This window comes from Rhizobium sp. 42MFCr.1, assembly GCF_000377185.1.
In the GTDB taxonomy this organism is placed as follows: Bacteria; Pseudomonadota; Alphaproteobacteria; order Rhizobiales; family Rhizobiaceae; genus Rhizobium; species Rhizobium altiplani.
Genome location: NZ_KB897864.1, coordinates 1 through 24,794 on the forward strand (window position 1 = coordinate 1; position 24,794 = coordinate 24,794).

Genomic DNA, 24,794 nt, shown 5'->3' on the forward strand with positions numbered 1-24,794 from the left:
AGACGGTGCCAGGGGTTTGTCAGCAATCTGACCCGCCGGAGCGATCCGGCGGGTTTTTCTTTGAGAGTTCGCTCCCGCTTTAGCGGAGGCTGGCCGGGTTCTGCGGCGAGGCCGGCTGCGAGGTGCCGCCACCGAAGAGGCCCTTCGCAGCGTTCGCCGCGCTGCCGCCCGATAGCAGCTGTTGTAGGAAGGTGAAGTCCTTGCCGCCCGTCGGGGTGACGCGGGTAATCGTATCGAAAATCTTGCCGTCCTTGAGGGTGTAGTTCGCACGGCGCGTAACGATGCCGTCCTTGTCGAAATAGATCGCCAGCACGCTCTGATCGACCACCTTCAGCTTCTGGAAGGCCATGGAGCGCTCGCGGCGCTGCGAGATGTAGTAGAAGACTTCGCCATCGAACGTCGCCGTCGTGGACGGGGTGCCGAGGGATAGGAGAACCTGCTCGCGGCTCGATCCTACTGGGACGAGATTCAGCGACTGCTCGTCGGCGACATATCCACCGTTGAGGACGGTTTGTGTCTGGCAGCCTGAAAGTCCGGCGGAGGCGATCATGATGGCAATAGCGGCATTGCTGAGGAATTTTTTGTCAGACTTGAAATACCGTTTCGTCAACGACATCTACTCCCTAAAATTATGAATGGCAGCCACCGGCCTCAGATCGCTGATGCAAAACCATTGTGGCCATTCCGGGGAGAGACATCCCGTTGGCTCATGCGGACAGAAGGGGTGCTGTCCCGAAAGTGGCCACCTTCGGCATTGCAATTCGCGCCTGCTTCGGTAAACCAGCTTTCGAAATCATGCAACAAGGCCGGACGCCGCTTGGCGCCCAGAATGAGGCCTTTCCGGAAAAAACGATGATCTTCGGGCTCTTTGGCAAGAAAAACAACAACCAGGTAATCGTAGATCGGCAATATCAGGCACTGACGTCGGCCGCACGGATGCCGGAATTCTATGAGCGCTTGAATGTCCCGGATACGGTGATGGGGCGTTTCGAGATGCTTTCGGCGGTGATGATCCTCTTCTTCCGGCGCACACGAACCTCCGGGACGAGCGGCCAGGAGATCGCGCAGGAAATCGTCGACGCCTTCTTCCAGGACATCGACTACTCCATCCGTGAATTGGGGATCGGTGACAACACGGTTCCCAAACGCATGAAGAAGCTGGCCGGCATGTTCTATGGCCGCCTGGAGGCCTACGCCAAGGCGATGGACACCAGGGATGCCGAAGGACTCGCTGCGGCGCTCGTGCGAAACATTCATCCGAAGGCGAATGAGCCGGTGGATATGCGCGGTCTCGCGGACTGGATGTTTGTTGCCGAAGACCATCTTTTGTCTCAGTCGGAGGACGTCATAGCGACAGGCTCGGCGACACTTCCGAAGGTAGCATGAGGAAGAGACGATGAAAAACAAAAGAGACGACGTTCCGTTCTCCTACCTCGTAAATGTAGGTCATATATCGGCCAATCCTGTCGAGGTGCATCTGGAGGCCGACAAGCGCGAATTGGCAGCCCTTGCGGACAGTTGGAGTGTCCTATCGGTGGACAGCTTTGGTGCTGACCTCCAGATCGGTCGGTGGAAGCGGGATGGTGTGCGCATCAAGGGCAGGGTGCGTGCCAACATCGTCCAGTCCTGCGTCGTGACCCTCGATCCGGTCCCATCGGAGATCGACGAGAGCTTCGAGCAGATCTTCGTGCCGGAGAATTCCAAGCTTGCGCGCCGGCCCGCCAATGATGCCGGCGAAATGGTGCTGGACCCCGATGGCCCGGACCTTCCCGAAAGCTTCACCGGCGATACGATTGACGCAGGTGAGGTGGTTACGGAATTCGCAGCTCTTGCGATCGATCCCTATCCGCGCAAGCCCGGTGTGGAGTTCTCCGGTCACATAGAAGACACTGGAGAGAACGATAAAAAGCCGTCTGCCTTCGCCGTGCTGAAGGATTGGAAAAAGGACTGAACCCCGTTGGGGATTTGACACAATTCAGTTGTAAGCGACGGGAAAACCGGTATTTTGGCCGAAATTTCGCCCGCCGGAGGCGAAAAACAAGGATCAGGGACGCGTGATCAGAATTTCTATCGACCTCATGGGTGGCGACTTTGGTCCCCAGGTTGTCATCCCCGGCGCCGCCAAGGCACTGGAAAGACATCCCGATATTTTCTTCGTGATGTATGGATTGAAGGAACAGTGCGAGCCGGTTCTCGACAGGTTTCCGAAGCTCAAGGAAAAGACCGTTTTCCACGACTGCGAGCTGGCCGTCCGCATGGACGAGAAGCCGAGCCAGGCGCTCCGTCGCGGTCGCTATATCTCCACCATGTGGCGGACGATCGAAGCGGTGAAGACGAAGGAAGCCGACGTCGCGGTGTCGGCCGGCAATACCGGCGCGCTCATGGCGATGGCCAAGTTCTGTCTGCGTACGATGGCCAATATCGAGCGGCCGGCGATCGCTGCCATCTGGCCCACCTTGAAGGGCGAGAGCATCGTTCTCGACGTGGGCGCGACGATCGGCGCGGATTCGCAGCAGTTGATGGATTTCGCGCTCATGGGCGGGGCAATGGCCCGTGCGCTGTTCGAGATCGAGCGTCCGTCGATTGGCCTGCTGAATGTCGGGGTCGAAGAGATCAAGGGCCAGGAAGAGGTGAAGGAAGCGGGGCGCCTGCTCCGTGAGGCCAACATCGACTCGCTCGAGTACTATGGCTTCGTCGAAGGCAACGACCTGGGGAAGGGTACCGTCGACGTCGTCGTGACCGAAGGCTTCTCTGGCAATATTGCTTTGAAGGCGGCCGAAGGTACAGCGCGGCAGATCGGTGAGTATCTGCGCGCTGCAATGTCGCGCACGCTGCTTGCCAAGATCGGCTACTTCTTCGCCAAGGGCGCCTTCGACATGCTGCGCGAAAAGATGGATCCGAGCCGTGTGAACGGCGGCGTCTTCCTCGGCCTCAACGGCGTCGTCATCAAGAGCCATGGCGGCGCCAATGCCGAAGGCATCTCTGCCGCCATCGAGGTCGGCTACGACATGGCCAAGAATGGCCTCAATCAGAAAATAGAAAACGATCTTCAAAAGTATCATGCCAAGCGGCTGCCCCCGATCGGGCCGGAAGCCGCATGAGCGACGGGGTTTAAGCAATATGATCCGTTCAGTTGTTCGCGGGTTCGGAGCCGCACTTCCGAAACGCGTTATGACCAATCGCGACATGGAAGATGTCGTGGACACATCGGACGAATGGATTGTCCAGCGTACGGGCATTCGCCAACGCTACATCGCGGGCGAGGGCGAGACGACATCGTCGCTCGGCGAAGCTGCGGCGCGTGCTGCGCTCGACAAGGCAAGCCTGACGCCAGCTGATATCGATCTTATCATCTGTGCCACCTCGACGCCCGACAACACATTCCCGGCGACTGCCGTCAATATCCAGAACCGCCTGGGCATGCATCATGGCTTTGCGTTCGACGTACAGGCCGTCTGCACAGGCTTCGTCTATGCTGTGACAACGGCCGACGCCTTTATCAGGGGCGGTCTCGCCAGGCGCGTGCTGGTAATCGGCGCCGAGACCTTCTCGCGCATTCTCGACTGGAACGATCGCACGACCTGTGTCCTCTTTGGCGATGGCGCCGGGGCGATCGTGCTGGAGGCTGCCGAGGGCAAGGGCACGACCGCTGATCGTGGCGTGCTGACGGCGCACCTGCGTTCCGATGGCTCCCACAAGGAGAAGCTCTATGTGGATGGCGGTCCCTCGACGACTGGCACGGTTGGGAAGCTGCGCATGGAGGGCCGCGAAGTCTTCAAATATGCAGTCGGCATGATCACTGACGTCATTCAGGCCGCCTTCGACGCCACGGGAACGACCGCCGACGATCTCGACTGGCTCGTGCCACACCAGGCCAATCGCCGTATCATCGACGGTTCCGCCAAGAAGTTGCATATTGCACCTGAGAAAGTAGTCATTACGGTTGATCTCCACGGCAACACGTCTGCCGCGTCGATTCCGCTCGCGCTGGCCACGGCCGCTGGCGACGGCCGGATCAAGGAAGGCGATCTGGTGATGTTGGAAGCGATGGGCGGCGGCTTCACCTGGGGCGCAGCACTCCTGCGCTGGTAACCCGAAAATCCAAAAAACTACCGACGAACAAGAGCTTGACCGTGAGGCGCAAGACAAATACTCTTTGTCCGCTTTCATAATATAATTGGCAAATGGGCGGGGAAACCATGACCGGAAAGACAGTGACGCGAGCAGACCTGGCGGAATCAGTTTTTCGTAAGGTCGGTCTTTCAAGAACCGAATCTGCTGAGCTCGTGGAAACTGTCATTGACGAGATTTGTAACGCGATTGTTCGCGGCGAAACCGTCAAGCTCTCGTCTTTTGCGACGTTCCAGGTGCGCGACAAGAATGAGCGCATCGGCCGCAATCCGAAGACTGGCGAGGAAGTACCGATTTCTCCCCGACGCGTCATGACCTTCAAGGCCTCCAATGTCTTGAAGACGCGGATCCTCAAGGCGCATACTCTGCGCAAGACCAAGCAGAAGGCCGCAAATCCGGCTTCCTGATTGGGCTGAGGAGAGGGAGGTCCCTCTCGCTCGACGACAACAACCTGCAATCTTCCCTGAACGATCTGTGCGGTATTCAAGAGGTGACTTGAATTCGCGGCGTCAAACCGTTGAAATATGATGAGTCGCGGCTCGGTTCTGACGTTCGTGAGACACAGCTGCGCCTTGTCAGCCGAACAGACGCGCGGCGCACCCCGAGACCGCGTAGGGAGTAAGGATGTTGGATAAGAGCCCCGATGCGTTCCGCACCATCAGCGAGGTGGCGGACGACCTAGACCTTCCACAGCATGTCCTGCGCTTCTGGGAGACTCGGTTTCCTCAGATCAAACCGATGAAACGCGGCGGCGGCCGCCGCTACTACAGGCCCGAGGATATTGATCTTCTGAAGGGCATTCGCCACCTGCTCTATGATCACGGCTACACCATCAAGGGCGTGCAGAAACTTCTGAAGACCAACGGCAACAAGTTTGTCATCTCCATCGGGCATGGCGATCTCGCCAGCGTCCAGGCGCTGACGGGCGGCCCGCCGGAGGGCGGTGATGCGGCCGAGCCACGGGTCGGAATGTCTGAGGAGGATCAGGTGGTTGGCCGCGCGAAGCCGCCGATCACACGCCGCTTCTTCAATTTCGGCGGTGGCGATGAAGAATCCCCGGAAATCTCGATCGGCAAGTCGAGCGTCGGCAAGGAGGATCGAGCGCTGCTTCAGGAAGCACTCTACGATCTCCTCGAATGCAAGCGCCTGTTGGATCAAGTTCGCTGATCCAATTTACCGGAGCGCCTCGATGGCTTAGTTAGTGAAGCATCGCCCGCGCGTTCGGACGGCCTCTGCCAAACGCATCGTAGTCGGCGGCGAGCGTAATTCCAGTCAGTACCAAGGAAACCTTCGTGACCGCGTCTCATTCCGTTCCCGGCAAATTCTATGACGCCTTCCTGTTCGATATGGATGGCACGCTCTTGAACTCGATCGCGGTGGTCGAACGCGTCTGGACGGAATGGGCTATGCGGCATGGCCTCGAGCCAGAGGTTTTCCTCAAGACGATCCATGGCATTCGCGCCTCCGACGTCATTCGCCAGCTGGCGTTGCCAGGCGTCGATCCGGAGTATGAGGCAAAGCAGCTACTGAAGGAGGAGATGGAGGACGTTGGAGGTATCGTCTCGATCCCCGGCGCGATCGATTTCCTGAACAGCATTCCACCGGCAAAGTGGGCGATCGTAACCTCGGCACCGATCGAACTCGCCCGGCGGCGCATGGCCGCCGCAGGCATTCCGACGCCCGTGGCGATGGTGAGCGGTGAAGAAGTGGTAGCCGGGAAACCGAGCCCGGAGTGCTACCTGCTGGGGGCCAAGCGCCTCGGAGTCGATCCGACGAAATGCCTGGTGTTCGAAGATGCCGTTGCCGGAATTCTCGCAGGCGAAGCGGCGGGCGCGGATGTGACAGTCATCACAGAGACGCATACGACGCCGTTCGCAACGCCGCACTTTTCGATCTCCGACTATCGGGAGTGGCGTGTCGACACCGGCCCAGACGGGCGCGTTGCGCTGGTCAGATAGCGCGCTAGTGCTTGCGCTGTTGCTGCGCCTGCTTCTTCATGCGCTCGAAAGCAGCAATCATTTTTGCCTTTACCGAACCCAGCGTTCCCAATTCATGTCCGCAGGTGAAGCAGGTAAGGATATCGGTGTCGAGCGGTTCGGGCCGCTCGAATTTCATTCGGGTGTTCCTGCATTTGGGGCAGGGGATCTCAATCTGCATGGTCTTATCCAAAGTCTCGCGTTTCCGAGGTTTCTTATTCGCGGAGGGCCGATCGAGCAAGCGTTTTCGACCACGACCGAGCACTGACACTTCCCGGCGTTGGCAAAAATCAAAATCGAGATGATGCTACTGGCAAGCGAAGAAAGTCGAGTAGCCTCCGACAGTGGCACTCCCGCGTATCGCAGATTAGGCCGAAGCAGATTCGTGTTATGGCCCCAGGAGCGCCTCCAGCCAGCAAAAAGCTGCTGCGGTGTCGTATACCCCATCGCGACATTCTCTGAACATACCACACTGAGCCCAGCGGCTCTGGCTTGAGCCGATCTCTGGCGGAAACCATAGTGGCTCATGCTTCGCCGAGCTGCCTGGTAGCGGCTATGCTGCTGCGCCAGGGCTTTCAAAGTGCCATTTGCGGCGAGGGGAGACAGGCCACGGCTCGCCCTATACGAATTGATGAGAGCGAGCGTCTGGGAGCCAAAATCGCCTGTCATCGTTGGTGGTTGCGCTGCGCTAATGCATGCCGAACTCAGAACCACAATTGCTATTGTCTGTAGCGTCTTCATTGTCGGATTTTCCATCTTGGCAAGAATTCGCCTTTGGCGGGCCTGAGCAGACACAAAGCAAACGATCCAGGCAACCATAAACGGGCATGACGCCTCGATTTTCGATGTCGAGCCGAAATGTAGATTCCAACGAGCTGGCCAGCTGGGTGATGTCAGGAGACGCTCAGAGGACAAGCGTCAGCTGACGACCCCATTCTGCCGGCACATATTGTTGAAGTTTGTTTGTGCGCTGCCTTGGGCCGTCAGGGTAAACGAAAAGGCCGCTCTTCCCGTCGCACTTGTGTTTCTCAAAACACCGGCGAAGGGCTCTCCGCCAGTAAAGGCACCGCCCTTGTTCTTGGAGTCCACTATGCCGCAAACATAGACGATCCCGGGCTGTCTCTGTGCCGCCATCATGCTCTTGAACGTCGCACTGGAGGGGTCTTTGAGGTAGCTTCGAACTGTGTTCTGAATGGCAGAAACCTCGCCCTCCGAGAGGGTATACGGGATTGTCTGCTGAGTGACGCTTCCGCAGGAACTAAGCAACAAAAGGCCGGCGATCATGATTCTCTTCATGTGCTCCCCCATGAGGGCGTCAAACGACAGGCTCCCCGCCAAGAAAATCTCTTCTAGCAGTTGCTAAATCAAGCCAGTATTTCGACGTATCTCGATGGGAACTATGAGCCGGGGTCCGAAACAGGCTACTTACAATTCAGAAGTTTGTGACTCTCTTTGCCTCTAGTCAAGCCTCGCGTTCAAAGCCTTTCGTCACTGCCGGCAAGCGTTTCGATTGCGATCGCCACTCTGGGTGCGCGCATTTTTTATCGGAGGGACCGCACATATTTGATTGCCGACATGCAAAAGACGCTCGCTGGCCTGATTTGCTGTGAGACGCAGGTCTCACGGACGGCAGCGGAACTGCCGTGGAACTTCTGTTGCAAGCCCACCTATCCCCGGCTTTCGTTCCTTTTTATTCCTCCTGCATGATTTTTCCCTTGCGCCGGAAATTCCAAAATACTAACAGGATCAGGCCGTTTCGGCAGGTCGGGGCGTAGCGCAGCCCGGTAGCGCACTTGACTGGGGGTCAAGGGGTCGCTGGTTCGAGTCCAGTCGCCCCGACCATTTACATAGTAACCTTCGGCACCCCCAGCAGCCGATGGTGATCTCTCTCTCATGGCTAGCCTTGCCGAAAATCAACTGCGACGCAGTTGCCCTTTTCCTGTCAGTGTTTCTGATGTCGGGGCAGCACATATCGCTGATAGAAAAATTTCTTAATCACTCGAATAATTATTAGTTTCATGTAATATATGTTCGACAACTGTTGGTGGACGACCTATGGCCAACCGCGAGGCAAGCGAAACATGCCGGGAAGCTCTGGCGGAGTCCTTCGAGGCTCTGGTCGAGAAGGCCATATCGACGGGCTGGTCGGAACAGGAAGTCGCACTGGCACTGACGGACCTCGCCGAGACCTATCTGGTCAAGGTCGGCGCAACGGTCATCATCGAGGACTCAATCTATTCGCAGCTTGCCTTTGAGCGGCTGAAAAATTGAGGCGGAAGTCGCCCATCAGACCGGCCTGAAACACGCCGTTCACATATATGTTTCCGTTGGAAATGTTCGGTTGATAAATCACCGGCTCGGGCGCATAGTGCCCGCATCGTCGGCTATGGATGGGCGGTCGACGTCAATGCTAGTGGTGTCATTAGCCCTCATGGAACCTGTGGCGTGATGCTTAAATCCCCAGTTCTTCCACGTGACCTGCCACTTTTCTCGGATGATCTAGACCTCCTGTCCGGAGTACTTGACGATGTCTGCCGGGACAGGGGACTTGCGCGCGATACACCGGCTGCCGAAGTCATCGGCGCGCTCCTGATCCAGCTCTACCGACAGGGCGTTAGGGACAAGGGCAAGCTTGCCGCCCTCGCAAGGGCTTATTTGTAATTTCGGAACCTGAAGAGCGCCCGACTAGTCGTCGTTTGCCGCGTTGAGATTTTCCGGGCGGATCCCTTCGTCGATCCCGGTACGTGCTCGCAGCCTGACGCCCGGTCCGCCTTCGTCATGGTTGCCGCTGGCGATGAAGATGATGCCCGCCGCCTCCAGCGCTTGTTTGACCGCGAGCAGCGCATGCGGCTCGCCTTCCCGCTCATCGCGCTCCATTATTTCGATGGTGGCAGCGGGCAGACCTGAGGCGGTTGCCAGTTGCTCGATGCTCATTCCGGTCATCGCGCGGGCGCCGCGCATTTGTGTCGCTGTGATCATGAATCAAAGACTAGCGCGTCGGCGCTCGTTCGCAAGCCCGATGTGAAGCGCCATTGCGTCTATGGCGCTGTTCCAGCGCGGCGCAGCCCCAGACCACACCGAAAAGCAGATAGACATGTCGCCAGTGATCGATGTCGATGACGTTTCCGATTGCCACATGCCCTAGCACTCCGATCCACGCGATCATCAGATAGGGCTGCCAAGGCCGATCCTTCAGCAGGTTCCTGAACCCGAGATAGATTGTCCAGCAGAGCATGGTGACGTAACTGACAAAGCCAAGCCAGCCGTAGCTCGTCAGCGACTTCAGCCAGACATTGTGCTCATCCTCCGGAAACATCGTGCCGAAGACCAGCGGACCGATTCCGAGCGGTCGTTCCATCATCATCGTGAAGCCGATGCGGTGGCGCTCGAAGCGACCGAGGTGCTCACCGTCATACTGCTGCACGAGCTGGGCGCGCGTCGAAAAGAGCGCACTGACCTTCGGGAACTGCAACGCGACGACCAGCGACGCAACCAGCAACATGATCGCCGCAAGCGACAGAATCAGGATGCGCAGTCGAAACGCGCCGCTGCGTTCCTTGAGTAGCATGCAGAAGATCAGCAGGAGAATCCCGGCGGCAAAGAGGCCCCAGGCCGCACGCGAGAACGACAAGAAAACGCCCAGTGCCAGGATCAAGAGCGCTACCGCTTTGATCGGCGACGTCCTCAGATTGCCGACAAGAATGGCGTGGACAAGGTAGAGCGATGGCGGGATCAGGAATGGGCCAAATACGTTCGGGTCCTGGAAGGCGCCTTTGGCACGATCGTAGAGCGTGAAGACCTCTGCGCCGGGGAAGGCGTGAAAATAGCCGAGTATCCCGAGCAGGGAGGTGATAACGGCGGCGAACGCCCAGGCATTGAAGATGAGCGGCAGGCGCCGAGGGCTGTCCTCGACGATCGCGGCATAGAAGATCGCAGTCAATGCGAGGAACGTCGAGACCGCGACATACATTGGCCCGGTCCCGAGGTCCTTCATCTGGGTCAGCGAGAGCATGCCGCCGATGTTGAAGGCAAGCAACAGGGCAAGCAGCGGCGCTGTGAAGCGTGAAATCCTGAGACCGAGGATGAACCAGATGCCGAGAAGGGCGGCCATCCACAGCTCGTAGGGCGCCGGCTCATCGATAACGAAGCCGGAGAGAAAGACACCAAAGGCAACCATCGCCGAACCGATCAGCCGCACCGTTGCTCGTTGTGGTTGAGCAACGCGAAGATGTGTCGCCGAGGCCGCGTTCAATAGGCGTTTTCCGTATTGAACAACCGGAAGGGCGTGAGGAATAGGATTTTCAGATCGAACCAGAGCGACCAGTTCTCGATATAGTAGAGATCGTAGGCGGTCCGGAACTTGATTTTGTCGTCGTGATCGACCTCGCCGCGCCAGCCGTTGATCTGCGCCCAACCCGTCACCCCGGGCTTCACGCGGTGACGCGCGAAATAGCCTTCCACGACGTCGCCGAAGAGGCGGTCCTTCGCCTGGGCCAGAATGGCATGTGGGCGCGGGCCAACCAGCGAAATGTCACCCTTCAACACGTTGAAAAGCTGCGGCAGTTCATCGATCGAACTCTTGCGGATGAAGCGTCCGACGGGTGTGACGCGTGGATCGCCTTTGGTGACCGCGGCACGTCCGGTGGGGTCACCCTTGTCGGCATACATTGAGCGAAACTTGAAGATCCTGATGATCTCGTTGTTGAAGCCATGACGGTTCTGCATGAAGAAGACCGGCCCCTTCGAGGTGACCTTGATGGCGATTGCCGTTGCAAGCATGATCGGCCAGAGGAGCGCCAGGGCGAGCAGCGTAAAGACAATGTCGAAACAGCGCTTGGCAACCGAGTCCCAGTCCCTGATCGGCTTGTTGAAGATATCGAGCATCGGGACAGACCCGATGTGCGAATAGGCACGCGGGCGAAAGCGCAGGCGATTTGCGTGCGCGGCAAGGCGAATGTCGACCGGCAGCACCCAAAGCTTCTTCAGCAGCTGCAGGATGCGGGCCTCCGCGCTAAGCGGCAGGGAAATGATCAGCATATCGATACGGGTAATGCGTACAAACTCGACCAGTTCGGCGACCGTTCCGAGCTTCGGATAGCCGGCGACCATGATCGGCGACCGTTTCTCGCCGCGGTCGTCGAAAATGCCACAGATCCGGATGTCGTTGTCGGGTTGCTGTTCGAGAATGCGGATCAACTCCTTGGCCGGTGCCCCGCCACCGACGATCACCGCGCGGCGCTCCATGATGCCATTGCGTGACCAGTTGCGGATACCGTAGGCCGTCAACAAGCGAGCAGCGAGGAGGACGATTGCGCCGGCAATGAACCACGCAAAATGTGCTTGCGGCTGTGCCCGGCCGATGTTGCCGGAGAGTACGCTTGCAGCCGTGACAATCAGGAAGACGGATGCCCACATGGCAAGGACTCGCGGCAGCAGGCGCATGCGGGCGCGGAGCGCTGGGATGGAGTAGGTGTCGGCCGTCTGGAGCGCACTGACGAGGAGTGCCGCAACAACGGTGGCAGCGATCGCCCGCCCTGCAAGGGTTTCGCCCCCGTTCCCGGGCCAGAAGAGGAATGCAAGCAACCCGACGAGAAACTGTGAGGCGAATTCAAAAAGTCGGAACTGACCGATAATGATGGCCGGCGAGCGATTTCCGGTGCTGAATTGCTCGGCGATCTGACGGGCATAGGCGTTGATCGGCTCCGGTTGAACCGTTCCATCCGCGCCTTCGTCGCGTCGATGGATGTCGGAAACCTGCTTCCGCAGCGCTTCCAGGTCAAACTGCTCGCTTTTCTCTGCCTTGTTCATGAGGCTACCGCCGCTGGTTATCACGCCGGCAATAACAGAAAGCCCCTAAGAAAACTTTTACGAAGCAAGAGCAATAGCTTGCTTCGATTGGGGATCCAGGAGGTCGTGGTACAATTTCAGGACATCGTTGGCCATGATCGAGGCCGAGAAGACCGACCTCACCTGTTCCATCGACGGCATCGCCGCATCATGCCAGCCCGGGATGCGGATCGCGTCCGCCATGGCGCGTGCGAGATCGTCGGTATCCTCGGGGTTGGCGAGTGCAGGGCTGTCTTTGCCCAGCGCCTCTGGAATTCCGCCGACGCGAGTTGCGATGATGGTCTTCCCGGCGCCGAGACCCTCGAGCACGATGTAGGGCATGGCTTCAGCGCGCGACGGAACGACCAGGTTCTGTGACATCGCGAACGCCTGCTGAACGCGCATCGCCGGCAGCATGCTGATGCGCTTGCCCAAACCACGCTCGATCATCATGTCTCGGTATTTGTCGCGCTCGGGCCCGTCGCCGACCATCACGGCCGAAAGTGGGCGTCCGAGAATTCGCTCCGCCTTCGCGAAGGCCTCCACAAAGAGATCGGGACCCTTTAGGTCCCGCAGCATGCCGACGTAGATGTAATGCACGGCATCCGAACGCGTTGGGATGAGCTCGAAATCGCGCTCCGCAAGGCCATTGTAGATCAGCCGCGTTTCCGTTCGCGGCCGCCCGACCTTCCTCGTATAGGCTTCGCGCTCGTACTCGCAGATGAAGACGAGGGCGTCCGTGAAGTACTCCTGCAGACGCTCCATGCGGAGCACGAATTGCCCTACGAGCGACCTCGGAGAATAATGCAGGCTTCCACCATGCGCAGTATAGAGGCGGGCTACGCGATACCTGTTTACCCGCAAGGCCGAGCCGGCAAGCCGCGCGAGCACACCGCCTTTGGCGCCGTGACCGTGCAGCACATCCGGCCGCAAACTTTTAATATTCTTGTACGTATCCCAGATCACTCCGATGTCGGAGAGGCTGACGTGCCGCCGCATGGGCATGCGGGTCAATCCCATCGCCAGGTAGGGACGAATCTCGTCGAACAAGCGGTCTTCATGCTCGCCGCCCGTTGAGCTGTCGCAAAGAATGCCGACTTCGTGCCCCGCCTTGCTGTGCTCCAACACCAGATCGCGGACATGGCGGAAAATTCCGCCGACCGGTGATCTGAAGCAATGGAGGATGCGGAGGGGGGGCTGTTCGGTCATCGAGGATCAGAACAGTCGTTCGCGAACGTAGACCGTGTCGCCGGCGACGATCGCCGAAGAGATGTTGACGCGACCTGTGATCACTTGCCCATTGACCTTCCGGGTTACGTCGACAGCGCCCTGGTTGGCGCGCGACGTAAAGCCGCCGGCAATGGCAACGGCATTCTGCACCGTCATTCCCGGAACGTAGGCGTATTGGCCGGATTGACCGACTTCGCCCATCACGAAGATCGAGCGATAGCGGTCGACATCGATCGTGACATCAGGGTCCCGCAGGTAGCCCTGTCTCAGCTTCTGCGCGATCTGGCCCGACAACTGCTGCAGCGTCCGTCCACGAGCCGGCACCTGCCCGATGAGCGGGAAGGCGATATAGCCGGCCTGGTCGATCGTATAAGTGTTGGTCATGCTTGGCTGGTCGAACACGGTAATGCGCAGCCGGTCGCCGCTATCAAGCGAATAGGGCTGGATCGTCGCCTGATTGAAAGCCTGGGGGGCAGGCTTGTAGCTATTGCAGCCGCTCACGACCGCAGTCATGGCGGCGAGGCTCAGAGCCATCAAGAACTTGGGCTGTGCGAAAGGCATCGCGTCTGCTCATCGGAAAACGAAATAGGTCTCAGCCGTTATCAATCCGTTAGGGTTAATGGTCGGTAAAAAGCGCCGATTTTTTGGCTTCGGCCAGTCGACGTGTCGCCGGGATTGCCCGAGCAAGCATTAACCGTTGGGTTACTATAGTCATTTACCCTCGCGGCCACGTTTGTTCTCGGAGTACCAGCATGTCCGGCGTATCGGGTAATCAGGATGTGGACATCGATCTCGGACAATTGGTCCGCGCCGTCTGGGCACGCCGGCTAAAGGCTTTGGCGATTATTGCGTTGGGGGTAGGGGTCGCCTTCACGGGCGCCAAGATGATCTCCCCCAAATACCGAAGCGAAACGCGCATCCTGATCGAGCCGCGTGCTCCTGCTTTCGCCAATGCGCAGGTGAACGACACCAATGCTGGTCCGTTGCTGGACGAGCTCAACATTGCAAGCCAGGTGCAGCTGCTGCAGTCCGCGGATCTCATCAAGCAGGTCATCAACGGCCAGAAGCTCTACGATTTGCCGGAATTCGACGCTGCCGCGAATGGCTCGGCGCTCACCGACATCCTGGTAGCCCTTCACCTCAAGAAGAATCCATATGAAAATCCCCCCGAAGAGCGCGTGATCGACGCTTTCACCGAGCGGCTGCAAGTCTATCAGGTGCCGGGATCGCGGGTGATCGGCATTACCTTTACATCGAAGGATCCCAAGCTCGCGGCGACAATCCCGAACGCGATGGCGGCGGTCTATCTCGCCACGCAGAGCGGCGCCAAGCTGGACTCGAATTCCGAGGCAACGCGCTGGCTGGAGCCCGAGATCGAAAACCTCCGCCAGAAGGTCAATGACGCCGAGCAGAAGGTGGCGGAATACCGTGCTGAGCACGGACTGCTTCCGACCAACGGCGGCTCGAATTTCGCGACACAGCAATTGAACGACATTTCGGCTGAGCTCACCCGGGTCCGGGGAGATCGCGCAAACGCCGCGGCGCGTGCCCAGTCCGTCCGCAATGCTCTCTCGTCAGGTGAGCCGTCCGACACGCTGCAGGACATCATGTCGTCTCAGTCGATCCAGCGACTGAAGAGCACGGAGTCGGGGCTGCAGTCGCAGATATCCGACCTGCAGACGTCGTTGCTCAACAACCATCCCCGCCTCAAAAGCCTCCGCGCGCAGCTTTCGGATATCAAGGTCCAGATTCGCCAGGAGACGCAGAAGATCCTTGCAAGCATCGAAAACGAAGCGAAGGTCGCTGCTGTTCGCCAAAAGGAACTGGAGCAGCAGGTCGACAGTCTGAAGGCGAACAGCGCCCAAGCCGGCGAGGACGAGGTTGGCCTCAACGCCTTGACGCGTGAAGCGACCGCGCAGCGCCAGCTCCTGGAGACCTATCTCTCTCGCTACCGGGAGGCCGCCTCGCGCGCCGACAAGAACTCAAGCCCGGCCGACGCCCGCATCGTGTCGAAGGCCATACAGCCCGTCGATCCCTATTTCCCGAAGGTTCTGCCGATCGTCATCGTTGCGGCCTTCGCAACTTTCATCATGACGTCCATTGTGATCATGCTCGCCGAACTCTTCAGCGGCCGGGCGCTCCGCCCGGTTGGGATAAGCGAAGAGGAAGAGCGCGAGGACGGGGAACCTCAATCAGCGACCACCGGCTCCGTCAATCGCGTGGGCACACCGAGCCTGTTGGCCACGCCCGCAGACGACGAGCCGGTGGCCGAACAGGCTGAGGACGAGAAAATCGTTGAAACAAACGAATTCTCGATTGCATCCGTCTCGGACTACCTTCGAGGTAGCAGGGCGCCTCTGGCTATCGCCATTTCTCCAACCGGCGACGGCGGCTCGGCGGCGACCGTGTCCCTTGTGCGCAAGTTGGCTGAGGACGGCTCGCGGGTCATTCTGGTCGACATGACTGGTTCCGGTCTGCCGACAAACCTCATGGCTGAGGACCGCAAGATGCTCGGCATAACCGATCTGCTCTGCGGCGATGCAGCCTTTGGCGATACGATCCACGGCGACAGCCGCTCAGACGCGCATTTCATTCCGCAGGGCATCAGCGATCCGCGCCGGGCAATGCGCGGTGCCGATCGCTTGTCTCTGCTGCTGGACGCTTTGATCTCGGCCTATGATTTGGTGATGGTGGAATGCGGCGCCGCCGACGTGGCCGGCGTTTCCAGGCTGACCCAAAGCAAGGATGTCGAGATCATTCTCTCGATGCCTGAGATCGTCGAGCAGGAGTTCGTGACTGTCATGACCGAGTTCGAAGCCGCCGGTTATGAACGCGTCGTTCTGATGTCCGATAGCAACGAGTCCATCGAGAACCCAATCTCGCGGCGTGCCGCGTAATCAAACGCCGATAACGCGGCGCAGGCGCTGGGCCACGGCGTAGAGCCTCTGTTGAGACTTGATGAAGCCTTTGCCGCGCGTGATGGCCCGGTGCATTGCGGCACCCACGGTGCCGCGGAGCGAAAGCGGCAGAACGACGTCATGATGCTCAGTCTCTACAGGCGCCCATGAGCGTTTGTATCGCTGGTCGCCAAGGCCGAAATCGAACAGTCTTACGCCCTTGCCGTGCTGGCCGGCTACCATCTGCCAAAACAGAAATTCGCCAGGGCTCGTCTCCGGCGCCGCGCTTTCATCGAAGGCGGTGAACTGGCAGATGATGTGGTCGCCTTTGCGAGAAAGACCGGCGAGCGCGGCGATGCGGCCGTCATGTTCGCCCTTCAGGCGGATTGCGTGCATTTCCAGTCCCACCATCCCGCGGTCGCGGTCGCGGATGTCGATGGCGCCGTGCAGGAACGCTTTGGTCTCCGGGTCTGCAAATACGTCAGGCGACCCGAGCGCCTTGAGACGCTCACGTTTCTGTTCGAAGAAGCGATCGAGCAACTGGTGTTGTTCATCCGGGGTGCCGCTGGAGATGTAGTCGAAGCCACCGAGCGCCTCAAAACGCCGCAGCTGCGCCCGGAACCTCTTGCGTCGGCCCTTGGCATTCACCTGTTGAAGCGTCGACTCCATCTTGTCGAGAAGTGGAAGCTGGTAGGCGTGATTCTGGTTCTGGACCATCGGCAATAATGCCAGGGGATTGCGTCGGCCGCGCCATTCCAACGGAACATTCTGCAGCAGCAGAAGATCGGCGCGTCCGGCCAGAGCACGGCGCAGAGACATCGCAAGCTTTTGAGGCTCCAGATTGTCGGCAAGTTCAATGAAGCGCGTTGAGAGGAGGCCGGTGTTGATGTTGCTGTGATCGGCGCCGATAAATCTGGCGGTCCGGAAGCCATGAAAGCTGGTTATCTCTAGCGGTAGAATGAATGCAGTCTCTCCGCCAATCCTGCCCCAGACGATCGACAGTTGGTGTCCGAAGGCCTTGGTCCACGCCATGCACCAGTCATAGCCTTGGTGAAGAGAATTCAGGTTGTCGCAATCGAGCGCGCGCCAAACGGTCTCCAGCGGCGCCAAGCTATCCAGGACGGCGATGTCGAGTTCTGCCGCCCCAAGCTGCGCATCCGGCGCCAGCCATTCGGAAATACCGGCGTCGGGTTCCGTTGAATGGTGTGCCCTATCTGAAACAGGAAGCTTCTGCGCCTGCACTGATTTTCTCCGGACTGACTTGCAGGCGCGAAGAATAGTCCAACGGAACGTCCATTTGGTTTATGAGCGGCGCTAAACCTTGCTTTCCATCGATCACGGTTATCCCGTCGTTAACGGATCACTGCTGCTTCGGCCCGGCCATCCATTTGATGATGACCATCGCGGGCAGCACCCACAGCAGGCCGGTCAATAAAAAGTACAGGAGCTGGCCCCACCATGGCGCGTCACCGAGCGTGGCGACCGCAATCGTGTTTGCGAGCAGCGCATAGGCGAGCACGAGCACGACGATCAGGATCGTACCGATGAATTTGCGGAGGCGGACAGGCATCAAATATCTTTCAAACTGGTGTTCCAATTGCCGCGACGGCATGCCGCAAAGGTTCGGGGCTTGTTTTGCATGAGCCGCTCAGGCAAATCAACTACCGGACGTAAGGAGCAGCCATGGCGATCGCGAACTTGACCACCGAACAGCAAATACTGCGTGAGATACGCCGGGAGGATGGCAATCGCCGGGCCGTTCGCATCTGGCTGGGCTTTGTGCTCCTGGCGCTGTTCTGTCTTGTGATCATCGGCGGAGCCACCCGGCTCACGAATTCGGGGCTTTCGATCACCGAATGGAAGCCGATCCATGGTGTCATTCCGCCTCTCAGCGCCGCGCAGTGGGACGAGGAGTTCAGGCTCTATCAGCGCATTCCCGAATATCAGCAGATGAACAGCGGAATGACGGTCGACGAGTTCAAGGGCATCTTTTGGTGGGAATGGGCCCATCGCCTGATCGCACGTGGCATTGGTGTCATCTTCGCGCTGCCGCTGCTCTATTTCTGGTTGGCGGGAAAGGTGGAGAGACGGTTGCGTTGGCCGCTCTTCGGAATTCTCATGCTGGGTGGACTGCAGGGTGCGATCGGCTGGTGGATGGTGTCGTCAGGACTCTCCGTCCGAACCGACGTCAGCCAATACAGGTTGGCAACGCACCTGATCCTGGCCTGTCTTATCTTCGCGTCCTGCATGTGGATCATGCGAGGGCTTTCCCCTCACTCCGATGACAAGGCGCCCACACAAGGCTCGCATGTCTGGGCGGGCGCAATCGCGGCGTTTGCGCTTTTCCAGATCTACCTCGGAGCGCTCGTCGCAGGCCTCGACGCCGGCTTCACCTATAATACCTGGCCATTGATGGATGGCGCCGTCGTGCCCTCGGATCTGCTGATCCAGCAACCGGCCTGGATCAATTTCTTCGAGAACCCCAAGACCGTGCAGTTCGTTCATCGGCTGGGCGCCTACACCCTTTTTGCGCTGACGCTGATCAACATGATCATAGCTCTGACCGCAGCGCCCTCCACGACGCATGCCCGGCGCGCCGTCGTCCTGTTTGTTCTGGTGACAATACAGGCGGCGATTGGTATCGCGACCTTGCTGCTGCAGGTCCCTCTTCATTGGGGGCTGCTGCATCAGGCGGGAGCGCTGGTGGTCTTTGGCTTCGCCATCGCCAATTGGCGGGGGTTCTATGGAGAGTATCCGCGCGAGACCATGATTGCCGAGCGGGACTAAGGCGCGTCGCTGGGATCAGCGAAAGTCCCGTTCGAACGTCAAGCATCAGATGGCAAATGCCGCCAGCCTCATTTGAGGCCGTCGACGTGTTGTTTACCGGTTTTATTACTACTGGTTGCAAGAAATGGTCGGTTCGTTGATGGTGGACGTTGGGTCTATCAAGAGGGACTGGAGCCGTTGAATGCCCGAACCCCGCTCGCCACGACTGGCCGTACTTATCGATGCTGACAACACTTCCGCAAGAATCGCTGCTGGCTTATTCGAGGAGATAGCCAAGATCGGCGAGGCAAGCGTTCGGCGCATTTATGGCGACTTCACCAGTTCCTGTTCAAAAGCATGGAACGACGTGCTGGCGCGACACGCGATAGTCCCTCAGCAGCAATTCGCGTACACGACCGGCAAGAATGCTTCCGACATCACTCTTGTCATTGATGCCATGGACCTGCTGCACAGTGGCCGTTTCGACGGCTTTTGTCTTGTATCCTCGGACAGCGATTTTACGCGACTTGCCTCGCGAATCCGTGAGCAGGGCATCGATGTTTTCGGATTTGGCGAGCAGAAGACACCGGAGAGTTTCCGGCAGGCATGCCGTCGATTCATCTATACCGAAAACCTGGTGCCCACGGTCACATCAAACGGCAGCGAGGTTACGCAAGCGCCCTCCCTACGCCAGCCGAGCGCAGCGACGCCCGTCATCAAGAAGGTCATCGCTCAGATGGAGAGTGAAGATGGATGGGTATCGCTCGGTGCGGTTGGAGCGCAGCTCGCAAATCTGGCGTCGGACTTCGATCCTCGGACATATGGCTTCCGGAAGCTAAGCGACCTCGTCAAGAAGACGAACGGGTTCGACATGAACACTGTCGAAGGCAAGCCGCTCCGTATCCGGGTGAAACAGCCATCGCCAAAAGTATAAAAAAATCCGGCTGCGTCACCGCAGTCGGATCCTGTTACTTATCGCCGAAAATCAGTCTTAGAAAAAACCGCGGCGCTGCCACCAGCCAGCTTTTTTCGGCTTGCCGTCACCTTCGGTCTCGGCAGCATCGCTGCGCGTCGATTTAACCGTTGGTTCAGACGAGGAGATGTTCGACTCCCTGTTGGCGCGCACAGGCTTCGATTCTTCGACTGCGGGCGTAGCCAGATCTGCGGATACAGCCTCGACTTCGGCTTCCGCGGCCGGTGCTGCCTCCGTCGATGCTTCTTCGACGACAGGCTCTTCGACCGGCGATGCCTTGCGGCTGCGACGTGCACGCTTCGGCTTTACGTCTTCCGTAACCGAGGCGCCCGTTTCAACAGCGGCCATCGCCGGCTGAGCTTCGACTGCTTCCTCGGCGGCGGCTTCGATCACCTCGACGGTGGTCACTTCCGTCTCACCATCTTCGGCATCGTCATCTGCCGCTTCCGCTGCAGAAGCCTCCTGCTCGCCGCCTTCCTCGCGGTTGCGGCGGCCGCCGCGCTTGCCGCGACGGCGGCGCTTGCGGCGCTGGCTCTCATCACTTTCGTCACGCGTTTCCGAGGTGGCGGCAACGCCTTCGTCACCTTCTTCCTCGTCATCGCTGTCGATCTGGTCGCCTTCCACCGCATCAGCCGAAACGCTGTCGGGAGCAACCGCCTCGCCATTGCCGTTGCGGCCGCGACGACGACGGCGACGCTTGCGCTTGCGGCCCTCGCCATCGCCTTCGGCGCGCTGAGCCGGACGTTCGGCTGCGGCCGGCTTGGCCCCCAATTCCTCTTCTTCCTCCTCGTCGACTTCGACCACGATATCGTCGTCTTCGTCATCGGGGATGGCAGCAAAGTTGAACAGGGTCTCGATCTTGACCGGGTTCTCGACCGGCTCGCCGCGGTCGATCGCAAAGTGCTGCGAGCCGACCGAGCCATCCGCGTCGATAATGATCGACACACCGAAGCGGGCTTCGTAGTCGACGATCGTCTGCCGCTTGTGGTTGAGCAGGTACAGCGCAATATCAGGCGTCGTGCGAACCGTGATGTTGTGCGTGGTGTTCTTGAGCAGGTACTCCTCGATGCCGCGCAGGACATGCAGAGCAACGGAGGACTGCGAACGGACGTGGCCGGTACCGCCGCAATGCGAGCAGACCTGCGTCGTCGATTCAAGAACGGATGCGCGGATGCGCTGGCGCGACATTTCCAGAAGACCGAAATGCGAGATACGGCCGACCTGAATGCGCGCGCGATCGTTCTTCAGGCATTCCTTCAGCTTCTTCTCGACAGCGCGGTTGTTGCGCTTTTCTTCCATGTCGATGAAGTCGATGACGATCAGGCCGGCAAGGTCGCGCAGACGAAGCTGGCGAGCGATTTCTTCCGCCGCTTCGAGGTTGGTCTGCAGAGCAGTGTCCTCGATCGAGTGCTCGCGCGTCGAGCGGCCGGAGTTGACGTCAATCGAAACCAGCGCTTCGGTCTGGTTCATGATCAGGTAGCCGCCCGACTTCAGCGTTACCTGCGGCTGCAGCATGCGGTCGAGCTGAGCCTCAATGCCGGAGCGCGAGAAGATCGGGTGGATGTCGCGATAGGGCTGAACCACCTTGGCGTGGCTCGGCATCAACATCTTCATGAAGTCTTTCGCTTCACGATAGCCTTCCTCGCCGGCAACGATGATCTCGCCGATATCCTTGTTGTAGAGGTCACGGATCGAGCGCTTGATGAGCGAGCCTTCCTCATACACGAGGCAGGGAGCGGTCGACTGCAGCGTCAGCGTGCGGACGTTCTCCCACAGGCGCATCAGATATTCGAAGTCGCGCTTGACCTCGACCTTGGTTCGATTCGCGCCGGCGGTGCGCAGGATGACGCCCATGCCCTGCGGGACTTCGAGCATACGCGCGATTTCCTTCAGGCGCTTGCGGTCCTGCGGATTGGTGATCTTGCGGGAGATGCCGCCGCCACGCGCCGTGTTCGGCATGAGGACGGAGTAGCGACCGGCCAGCGAAAGATAGGTCGTCAGGGCAGCGCCCTTGTTGCCACGCTCTTCCTTTGCCACCTGCACCAGCAGGATCTGGCGGCGCTTGATGACTTCCTGGATACGATATTGCTTGCGCGGCTTGCGCTGGACGCGATCGGGAACCTCCTCCATGGCGTCTTCGGCGCCGACGGATTCGATCACTTCCTCTTCGTGGTCGTGATCGTCGTCATCGTCGTCATCGCTGCGGCGGCGGGCGTCGACCTCTTCGGAGATCGAGTCGGTCTCGACCATTGCGGCCATCTCGTTGCCCGACGAGCCTTCATCGTCGTTGTCGGCGGTGGCTTCGCTGGCAGCCTCGTCGCTGGCAGGCGCTTCAGCAGCCGGCGTCACCTTCTTGCGGCTGCGGCGGGGCTTTGCCTTCTTGACGGGTGCTTCCTCGGCGACTTCCGCAACGGCCTCGACCGTTTCGGTTGCTACGGCACCGTCTTCTTCGGGAGCGGCTTCCGCTGCCGGCGCTTCGGCAGATGCGGCTACGCCAACCTCGGGCTGTTCCTGGGTGGAGAGATCGACCGGCGCCGTCTCGACGTGTTCGACGTCGTCGTCGCGGCGATGCTCTTCAGCTTCGGCGCGAAGCAGGGCCTGACGATCGGCAAGCGGGATCTGGTAGTAGTCGGGGTGAATTTCGGCAAAGGCCAAAAAGCCGTGCCGGTTGCCGCCGTAATCAACGAACGCGGCCTGCAGCGAGGGTTCAACCCTCGTTACCTTTGCGAGGTAGATGTTGCCGCGGATCTGCTTCTTGTGCTGTGACTCGAAGTCAAATTCTTCTATGCGGTTTCCGCGAACGACAACAACGCGCGTCTCTTCCTCGTGAGACGCGTCGATAAGCATCTTGTCTGCCATGTAAGCTGTGCTCCTCGGCGCGGCCGAACGTCGGCATCCCCTTGTGTCGAAGAGACAGAGGAGAGGCGGCTCGTCGTTGCAGCGCCGGATAATGAAAGTCGCGATTGGTGCGGTGTGGAAGGCAGCAGCCAGACGGCAGCGGGGGAGATGTTCTCCCGGGGCCTGTAGACTTCAGATAAAACCTGCTGCGACACCATCAAAGACCAAGCGAGATCGACAAAACTAAGACCTTGTTCAGGTCCGATGAGTTTGCTCTCTCTGTAAAGAGCGGTTGGTGGCTATCCACCGATGAAGTTCCCGCATACGCCGGAAAATTCAGGATCCAATTTCGAGTGGAAACACATAAGACGGCGGACGATTGCCGGTTGTGGCGCCAGTTCCCTTGCGGTTTGGCTGCCGTGCAGGCGACTCTATCCCGTCAGCACTTCTACCCTAAAAATCCTTGTATGTTTTCTCTGTCACAATAGCAAGGGAAAAGCCAAATGTGCCATAATATTGATGGATTTTGGAAGGCATACAAAATCGGGGATTAAGGGCGCCGATTCGGCTCCGTGGCCGCGAACGTCGCTGATACCGGCGATCTCGCGTTTGCCGGGAGAAGTTGATCGGAATGATATTTAAGGTGTGGCGGTCGATTGGTTAAGAGGGTACGACCCGCGACGGTAATATCCGGATGGCGGAAAATAAGGTTTACCGGCGTGGTGGCCGTTGCCGCGGCCGCGACGACTTTTGCATTTCTTCCTGAGGTGCGAGCAGACGAAGCAGCGAAGGCCGACCCCTTGCTCGCCTATGGCGCCCGAATCATCGGCGACGATGCACGTACGCGCATTGTCATCGACTTCGATCGGGCTCCCGATTTTTCCGTCCACTATATCGCCAATCCCGAACGCATCGTCGTCGACCTGCCTGCGACAGCCTTCGGCTTCCCAGCTGCGGATCTCGCGGCGAGGGGTCTCTTCAAGGACATACGCTACGGCAAGATGGACGAGGACAGCGCCCGTATCGTGCTGACCGCCAAGAAGCCGGTGAAGATGGAAGTCGCCAAGGTCCAGGAAGATGAGGACGGCAAGGGGCACCGTCTCGTCCTGGATGCGGCAATGACGGACAACGAGAAGTTTGCCGAACTGGTCAAGGCCCAGTCCTGGAGCGATCCTTCGTCCCAACAGACGACGAGCGCCATTCCTGCGCCGGAGAAACCGGCTGATGGAGATTTCATCATCGCTGTCGATGCTGGTCACGGCGGGATCGACACGGGTGCGATCGGCGTCGATACCAAGACGCAGGAGAAGGACGTAACGCTCGCCTTCGCCAAGGCGCTCGCCGATCGCCTCAACCGCGAGTCCGGCATCAAGGCGTTCCTGACGCGAAAGGATGACTCGTTCCTGTCGCTCTCCGAGCGTGTGGAGATTGCCCGCCAGAACCATGCGGGCCTCTTCATTTCGATGCATGCGGACACCCTGAAGCAAAAGGATATTCGCGGCGCGACAGTCTACACGATCTCCGACAGGGCCTCCGACAAGCTCGCCGCCGATCTCGCCGACCGCGAAAACCTCTCCGACCAGATTGCCGGCAAGGAGACCGTGGCTGAGCCTCCCGAAGTCGCCGATATTCTGCTCGACCTGACGCGCCGCGAAACGCAGGCTTTTTCTATTTCGCTTGCTGAAAGCGTGCTTACATCCTTCAAGGATCAGGTAGGGACGATCAACAATCCACACCGCCATGCGGGCTTCCGCGTTCTGCAGGCACCGGATGTGCCGTCTATCCTGTTGGAACTGGGCTTCCTTTCCAACAAGGACGACGAAAAGCTCCTGCTTGATGACGGATGGCGGGGAAGGATGGCCGACCTGCTGACGGAGGCCGTCAAGCACTACCGCACGGCGATGGTTGCAAATGGGGGCTGATTGCAGCCGTGGCGCAGATGTGACACTTTCTGGTGTAACACGATCGCAATGTGGGAATAGCGCTTCAAGGCCCTATTTTACTCACATTCACGCCGTTACTCAGCCTTGTGTTTCCATAGATGAAACGGAATCGGCTTGTGGCGAAAACGCTCATGGAGTAAGTCGCCCAACATGCAAGATGCCCCGATCCTGCGATTGTTATGTCGCGCTGATCGATGATTGAGATACCGGTAGC

At 59.1% G+C, this 24,794-nt stretch carries 25 protein-coding genes and 1 tRNA gene; 14 read left to right on the forward strand and 12 right to left on the reverse strand.

The annotated features are described in order from the left end of the window. Positions 1 to 79 precede the first annotated feature (79 nt). Positions 80 to 616, reverse strand: coding sequence for an outer membrane protein assembly factor BamE (locus C934_RS0127835; RefSeq protein WP_018116900.1), 537 nt, complete (start codon positions 614 to 616; stop codon positions 80 to 82). Positions 617 to 795: 179 nt separating this feature from the next. On the opposite strand from C934_RS0127835, the gene C934_RS0127840 reads away from it, so the two are divergent. The 7 genes from C934_RS0127840 to C934_RS0127870 all read left to right on the forward strand — a co-directional run bounded on the left by C934_RS0127840 (position 796) and on the right by C934_RS0127870 (position 6,089). Then, entirely contained in the window at positions 796 to 1,386 is a 591-nt protein-coding gene (locus tag C934_RS0127840) for a ubiquinol-cytochrome C chaperone family protein (RefSeq protein ID WP_192304347.1), read from the forward strand. 10 nt (positions 1,387 to 1,396) lie between these two features. Beyond that, positions 1,397 to 1,951, forward strand: coding sequence for a YceD family protein (locus C934_RS0127845; RefSeq protein WP_018116898.1), 555 nt, complete (start codon positions 1,397 to 1,399; stop codon positions 1,949 to 1,951). A gap of 103 nt (positions 1,952 to 2,054) precedes the next feature. Continuing rightward, a complete protein-coding gene (gene plsX / locus C934_RS0127850; RefSeq protein ID WP_026372140.1) occupies positions 2,055 to 3,101 on the forward strand; it encodes a phosphate acyltransferase PlsX in 1,047 nt (348 codons plus the stop codon). Positions 3,102 to 3,120: 19 nt separating this feature from the next. Beyond that, the gene (locus tag C934_RS0127855) at positions 3,121 to 4,092 is read left to right on the forward strand and encodes a beta-ketoacyl-ACP synthase III (RefSeq protein WP_026372141.1); all 972 of its coding nucleotides are present in this window, start codon (positions 3,121 to 3,123) and stop codon (positions 4,090 to 4,092) included. Positions 4,093 to 4,199: 107 nt separating this feature from the next. After that, positions 4,200 to 4,538 carry an integration host factor subunit alpha gene (locus tag C934_RS0127860; RefSeq protein ID WP_007531489.1) on the forward strand — a complete coding sequence of 113 codons (339 nt, stop codon included), beginning with the start codon at positions 4,200 to 4,202 and terminating at the stop codon, positions 4,536 to 4,538. A 217-nt stretch (positions 4,539 to 4,755) separates the two neighbouring features. Next, the gene (locus C934_RS0127865) at positions 4,756 to 5,298 is read left to right on the forward strand and encodes a MerR family transcriptional regulator (RefSeq protein WP_018859820.1); all 543 of its coding nucleotides are present in this window, start codon (positions 4,756 to 4,758) and stop codon (positions 5,296 to 5,298) included. A gap of 125 nt (positions 5,299 to 5,423) precedes the next feature. Beyond that, a complete protein-coding gene (locus C934_RS0127870) occupies positions 5,424 to 6,089 on the forward strand; it encodes an HAD family hydrolase (protein ID WP_018859821.1) in 666 nt (221 codons plus the stop codon). Between the two features lie 4 nt (positions 6,090 to 6,093). Here the strand turns inward: C934_RS0127870 and C934_RS35345 are convergent, their stop codons facing one another. From C934_RS35345 to C934_RS0127880, 3 genes are all read right to left on the reverse strand, one after another. After that, on the reverse strand, positions 6,094 to 6,246 hold the full coding sequence (locus tag C934_RS35345; protein ID WP_018116344.1) for a hypothetical protein: 153 nt from the start codon (positions 6,244 to 6,246) through the stop codon (positions 6,094 to 6,096). Then, positions 6,243 to 6,926: a CAP domain-containing protein gene (locus C934_RS34235; protein WP_335328422.1), complete on the reverse strand. Its 684-nt coding sequence runs from the start codon at positions 6,924 to 6,926 to the stop codon at positions 6,243 to 6,245. The genes C934_RS35345 and C934_RS34235 overlap by 4 nt, the downstream gene beginning before the upstream one ends. A 99-nt stretch (positions 6,927 to 7,025) precedes the next feature. Beyond that, positions 7,026 to 7,403, reverse strand: coding sequence for a hypothetical protein (locus tag C934_RS0127880; RefSeq protein ID WP_037090569.1), 378 nt, complete (start codon positions 7,401 to 7,403; stop codon positions 7,026 to 7,028). Positions 7,404 to 7,872: 469 nt separating this feature from the next. Between C934_RS0127880 and C934_RS0127885 the strand changes: the two genes are divergently transcribed. From C934_RS0127885 to C934_RS0127895, 3 genes are all read left to right on the forward strand, one after another. After that, a tRNA-Pro gene (locus C934_RS0127885) sits at positions 7,873 to 7,949 on the forward strand. 213 nt (positions 7,950 to 8,162) lie between these two features. Beyond that, the gene (locus C934_RS0127890) at positions 8,163 to 8,378 is read left to right on the forward strand and encodes a hypothetical protein (protein WP_018859823.1); all 216 of its coding nucleotides are present in this window, start codon (positions 8,163 to 8,165) and stop codon (positions 8,376 to 8,378) included. Positions 8,379 to 8,555: 177 nt separating this feature from the next. Continuing rightward, complete coding sequence (locus C934_RS0127895; RefSeq protein ID WP_018859824.1) at positions 8,556 to 8,768, forward strand: hypothetical protein; 213 nt, start codon at positions 8,556 to 8,558, stop codon at positions 8,766 to 8,768. A 24-nt stretch (positions 8,769 to 8,792) separates the two neighbouring features. Here the strand turns inward: C934_RS0127895 and C934_RS0127900 are convergent, their stop codons facing one another. Genes C934_RS0127900 through C934_RS0127920 form a run of 5 tightly spaced genes read right to left on the reverse strand, consistent with a single transcriptional unit; the run spans position 8,793 to position 13,724 of the window. Continuing rightward, complete coding sequence (locus C934_RS0127900) at positions 8,793 to 9,086, reverse strand: DNA-binding protein (protein WP_018116340.1); 294 nt, start codon at positions 9,084 to 9,086, stop codon at positions 8,793 to 8,795. A 10-nt stretch (positions 9,087 to 9,096) separates the two neighbouring features. Next, on the reverse strand, positions 9,097 to 10,359 hold the full coding sequence (locus tag C934_RS0127905; protein ID WP_018859825.1) for an O-antigen ligase family protein: 1,263 nt from the start codon (positions 10,357 to 10,359) through the stop codon (positions 9,097 to 9,099). Next, the gene (locus tag C934_RS0127910; RefSeq protein WP_018859826.1) at positions 10,356 to 11,915 is read right to left on the reverse strand and encodes an undecaprenyl-phosphate glucose phosphotransferase; all 1,560 of its coding nucleotides are present in this window, start codon (positions 11,913 to 11,915) and stop codon (positions 10,356 to 10,358) included. Before C934_RS0127910 ends, C934_RS0127905 begins: the two co-directional genes overlap by 4 nt. A gap of 57 nt (positions 11,916 to 11,972) precedes the next feature. Then, complete coding sequence (locus C934_RS0127915) at positions 11,973 to 13,142, reverse strand: glycosyltransferase family 4 protein (protein WP_018859827.1); 1,170 nt, start codon at positions 13,140 to 13,142, stop codon at positions 11,973 to 11,975. 6 nt (positions 13,143 to 13,148) lie between these two features. After that, positions 13,149 to 13,724, reverse strand: a complete 576-nt coding sequence (locus C934_RS0127920) for a polysaccharide biosynthesis/export family protein (protein ID WP_018859828.1) — start codon at positions 13,722 to 13,724, stop codon at positions 13,149 to 13,151. Positions 13,725 to 13,915: 191 nt separating this feature from the next. Here C934_RS0127920 and C934_RS0127925 point away from each other — a divergent pair, with 191 nt between their 5' ends. Then, positions 13,916 to 16,060 (forward strand): GumC family protein, encoded by a 2,145-nt coding sequence (locus tag C934_RS0127925; protein WP_018859829.1) that lies wholly within the window; start codon positions 13,916 to 13,918, stop codon positions 16,058 to 16,060. Here C934_RS0127925 and C934_RS0127930 read toward each other — a convergent pair whose 3' ends face one another. Both C934_RS0127930 and C934_RS0127935 read right to left on the reverse strand, forming a co-directional pair. Beyond that, positions 16,061 to 17,302 carry a GNAT family N-acetyltransferase gene (locus tag C934_RS0127930; RefSeq protein ID WP_018859830.1) on the reverse strand — a complete coding sequence of 414 codons (1,242 nt, stop codon included), beginning with the start codon at positions 17,300 to 17,302 and terminating at the stop codon, positions 16,061 to 16,063. A 118-nt stretch (positions 17,303 to 17,420) separates the two neighbouring features. Further along, on the reverse strand, positions 17,421 to 17,630 hold the full coding sequence (locus tag C934_RS0127935; protein WP_018859831.1) for a DUF2842 domain-containing protein: 210 nt from the start codon (positions 17,628 to 17,630) through the stop codon (positions 17,421 to 17,423). A gap of 113 nt (positions 17,631 to 17,743) precedes the next feature. On the opposite strand from C934_RS0127935, the gene C934_RS0127940 reads away from it, so the two are divergent. Beyond that, a complete protein-coding gene (locus C934_RS0127940) occupies positions 17,744 to 18,847 on the forward strand; it encodes a COX15/CtaA family protein (protein WP_018859832.1) in 1,104 nt (367 codons plus the stop codon). A 181-nt stretch (positions 18,848 to 19,028) separates the two neighbouring features. Beyond that, positions 19,029 to 19,760: an NYN domain-containing protein gene (locus C934_RS0127945; protein WP_018859833.1), complete on the forward strand. Its 732-nt coding sequence runs from the start codon at positions 19,029 to 19,031 to the stop codon at positions 19,758 to 19,760. Positions 19,761 to 19,817: 57 nt separating this feature from the next. On the opposite strand, the gene C934_RS0127950 is transcribed toward C934_RS0127945, so the two are convergent. After that, entirely contained in the window at positions 19,818 to 22,658 is a 2,841-nt protein-coding gene (locus tag C934_RS0127950) for an Rne/Rng family ribonuclease (RefSeq protein WP_018859834.1), read from the reverse strand. A gap of 746 nt (positions 22,659 to 23,404) precedes the next feature. Here C934_RS0127950 and C934_RS0127955 point away from each other — a divergent pair. After that, complete coding sequence (locus C934_RS0127955; protein WP_245268031.1) at positions 23,405 to 24,559, forward strand: N-acetylmuramoyl-L-alanine amidase; 1,155 nt, start codon at positions 23,405 to 23,407, stop codon at positions 24,557 to 24,559. Positions 24,560 to 24,794: the final 235 nt, after the last annotated feature.